Below are 3,500 nucleotides of genomic sequence, written 5' to 3'. Positions count from 1 at the left end.
GTGATCAGCTCCCTGGCGGGGAACCGGCACGTACGTATCGACCTGCTGGAGACCGGCGAAGTCCGCTGACGGTCCATGCAGTTAACCGTCGGCAGGATCGGCCGCCCGCACGGGGTCCGTGGTGATGTCGTGGTCGGTGTCCGGACGGACGAGCCAGAACTCAGGTTCACTCCAGGCTCCCGCCTGGACACCGATCCCGAGGACATCGGGCCGCTCACCGTGGCCGCCGTGCGCTGGCACTCCGGCGAGCTCCTCGTCAGGTTCGAGGGCGTCAGGGACCGGGACGCGGCCGGCGAGCTGCGCGGCACCTGGCTGATCGTCGACTCGAGCACGTTCGCCCCGTCCGACGACCCCGACGAGTTCCACGACTCCGAGCTGGTCGGGCTGACGGTACGCACTGTCGACGGCACCGAGATCGGCGTCGTCGAGGACGTCTCGCACTCCGGCCAGGACCTGCTGACGGTCCGCGCCGGGACGCGCGAGATCCTGGTGCCCTTCGTAAGGGCGATCGTGACAGACGTAGACGTCGCTAATGGTGTTCTAGTTATCGACCCGCCGCCTGGGCTGATAGACCTCCAGGAAACGCTCTAAACGTGGGTCGCCGGGGCGTGGTGGCGTTCACCGCGTCCAGTCGGTGCCAGATAGCGGCACCGAACGACGCGGCGTCACACCACCGGCGCCCCCGCTTCTCCCAAAGGCAGCAGCGCACAGCATGATCACGAAAGAAAAATCTCCTATACGCGTACTTTTCTTTCGTGATCATGAGATCACCGAGGGAGGTTGCTATGCGCGTAGATGTCGTCACGATCTTCCCGGATTATTTTGGGCCTGCCGCGGGTGTGGGCGGGCCTCTTGGCGTTTCGCTAATCGGTAAGGCGGCCGCTCGCGGGGACGTGGCTTTCCACATCCATGACCTGCGGCAATGGGCCACAGACGTGCATCACACCGTGGACGACACCCCTTTCGGGGGCGGGCCTGGCATGGTTATGAAGGCTGACGTGTGGGGGGCGGCCCTCGACGCGATCCTGTCGGACAAATCCCAGTCGTCCGCCAATCCATCCACCCCGCTCGCTACGACTCCATCTACTCCAATCAACTCACCGGCCGAGCCATCCAACGCGCTGTCGCCCGACGAGCGGTCCACGCTCTCCGCCCCGTCCGCGGGCTCGCCCGCCAATCCATCCTTGCCGTGGGCTGCGACTCCATCTACTCCTTCCGCCTCGCCCGTCCCATCCGTCAGGGGGGCCAGGCTTGTTGTGCCTACTCCTAGCGGGGTGCCGTTTACGCAGGAGATGGCACTTGCCTATGCGGGGGAGCGGCATTTGGTGTTCGCGTGCGGGCGGTATGAGGGAATTGACGCGCGGGTCGTGGAGGATGCGCGGGCACGGGGGATGGCCGTCGACGAGGTGAGCATCGGGGACTATGTGCTCGCCGGGGGTGAGGCGGCTGTTGTGGTAATCGTCGAAGCGGTCTGCCGCTTGCTGCCCGGGGTGCTCGGGAATGAGCGGTCGGTTAGTGACGACTCGTTCGGGGGCGGGGGCGGCTCGATGCACGGGTTGCTCGAAGGGCCCGTGTACACCCGGCCGCGGGCTTGGCGGGGGAATGAGGTTCCGGCCGTGCTGCTGTCCGGTGATCACGCGGCGATAGCGCGGTGGCAGCGGGACGAGGCGTTGCGGCGGACCGCGGAACGGCGGCCGGACCTGATCTGGCGGCTCGCGGCCGCCGACGGGCTGGATGCGCGCGACCGGGCGGTGCTCATTCAGGCTGGCTTTCCGGTTGACGGCGAAAGTATGGCACACTGAAGAGCGCTGCCCGTTCGGGCGTTGACTCCGCCGGGGTGTTTCCCTGGCAAGAAGGCTTACACCCCCGGAGGCGCGTCGCGCGCACATCCGGCCAGGACTGACTGAGGATATTTCCACCATGCATACCGCGATCGCCGAGCTTGAGCAGGCCCAGATCCGCGACGACGTCCCGGAGTTCCGCCCCGGTGACACCATCAAGGTGCACGTGCGGGTCAAGGAAGGCAACCGCTCCCGGATCCAGGTGTTCCAGGGTGTTGTGATCCGGCGCCAGGGCGGCGGCCTGCGGGAGACGTTCACCGTCCGCAAGGTGAGCTACGGCGTGGGTGTCGAGCGCACCTTCCCGGTGCACAGCCCCTCGATCGAGAAGATCGAGCCAGTGACCCGTGGCCGGGTCCGCCGCGCCAAGCTCTACTACCTGCGGGATCTGCGCGGCAAGGCCGCCCGGATCAAGGAACGCCGGGACACCACCGCCAGCTGACCACGGCTGCCGGGCTGACCGCCGATGGCCTCCGAGCCAGGCCGGCCAGGCTCCGACGGCGTGCCTGACCAGGATTCCCCCGGTGCCCCCGGCACCCAGGGAAACCAGAACGGCCAGGACCCCGCGCCAGCGGACGCCCAGGCCGGGGAGCAGGCGCCCGCTGATGGGAAGAAACAGCGGCGGAAGCGTCCGTTCTGGCGCGACCTCGTCGTCATCGTCGTCGCGGCGCTTGCCCTGACCATCCTGCTCAAGGCATTCGTCGTCGAGGTGTTCTCCATCCCGTCCGGTTCGATGGAGAACACCCTGCTGCCGGGTGACCGGGTACTGGTCAGCAAGATCGTCTACCGGTTCCGTGACATAGCGCGCGGGGACGTCGTGGTGTTCAGCGGGCAGGGATCGTGGGGCCCGGACGCCCCGCCGCCGCCCGGCAACCCGTTCCTCCGGCTGTGGGACGACCTTACGAACCTGGTCGGCGTCACCGCGCCTGGAACCGACTACATCAAGCGGGTGATCGGCCTTCCCGGTGATCACGTGGTGTGCTGCGACGCGCAGGGACGGATCACCGTCAACGGGGTTCCGCTGAGCGAGCAGTCGTACATCCATCCTGGAGACATCCCGTCCTCGCTGCCGTTCGACATAACGGTGCCCGCCGGGCACCTGTGGGTGATGGGGGACAACCGAGCGGATTCCGATGACTCCCGCTACCGCACCACCGACCCGGGCGGCGGGGCCATCCCGGAGAGCGAGGTCGTCGGCCGCGCGTTCGTGATCATCTGGCCGCCGTCACGCATCGGTGACCTGCCCATTCCCGCCACATTCCAGCAGGTGGCGCTGCACGCCACGGCTGCGGCGCCCGCCGTCTTGGGCGGCACGGCCGCCGCCCTGACCGTCGGCGTCCTCGCCTGGCGCCGCCGCCGGGCGCCGGAACTTGGTGACGATTCGCGGGAAATGGGCAGCTAGTCCTTGGGCAACGCCATGATCGTTAGCGATGCGAGCGATCACCCATTGCGAAAGTGGCGATACGCTCAAGCTGATGAGCGACGACGGTGCAGCCTGGCGTGAGGGGACAGGGGGACGCGGATGAGCGGTTCCGGCTCACGGGAAGGCTTCGGATCGCCGCCGTGGGATCCCGCCGACCCGGTGTCTGAACTGGAAGACACCCGCGCGATTCCCGGCCGCGGCAACGCCGGCCAGCCCGGCCAGCCCGGCCAGCCCGGCCA

Annotated in this window: 4 protein-coding genes; all 4 read left to right on the top strand. The window is 67.9% G+C overall.

The features are described from left to right. The first annotated feature begins 75 nt into the window (after window positions 1-75). Window positions 76-591, top strand: coding sequence for a ribosome maturation factor RimM (gene rimM / locus WA805_RS30455; protein WP_425244051.1), 516 nt, complete (start codon window positions 76-78; stop codon window positions 589-591). Between the two features lie 170 nt (window positions 592-761). Further along, entirely contained in the window at window positions 762-1,802 is a 1,041-nt protein-coding gene (trmD, locus tag WA805_RS30450) for a tRNA (guanosine(37)-N1)-methyltransferase TrmD (protein ID WP_425244050.1), read from the top strand. A 118-nt stretch (window positions 1,803-1,920) separates the two neighbouring features. After that, window positions 1,921-2,280, top strand: a complete 360-nt coding sequence (rplS, locus tag WA805_RS30445) for a 50S ribosomal protein L19 (RefSeq protein WP_422279626.1) — start codon at window positions 1,921-1,923, stop codon at window positions 2,278-2,280. Window positions 2,281-2,340: 60 nt separating this feature from the next. After that, complete coding sequence (gene lepB, locus WA805_RS30440; RefSeq protein WP_422286418.1) at window positions 2,341-3,240, top strand: signal peptidase I; 900 nt, start codon at window positions 2,341-2,343, stop codon at window positions 3,238-3,240. The last annotated feature ends 260 nt before the right edge of the window (window positions 3,241-3,500 follow it).

Origin of the sequence: Trebonia sp., from assembly GCF_049794275.1 — a bacterium.
Taxonomy (GTDB): Bacteria; Actinomycetota; Actinomycetes; order Streptosporangiales; family Streptosporangiaceae; genus Trebonia.
The sequence above is the reverse complement of the archived record's forward strand: the minus strand, read 5'-3'. Positions and strand labels throughout refer to the sequence as shown.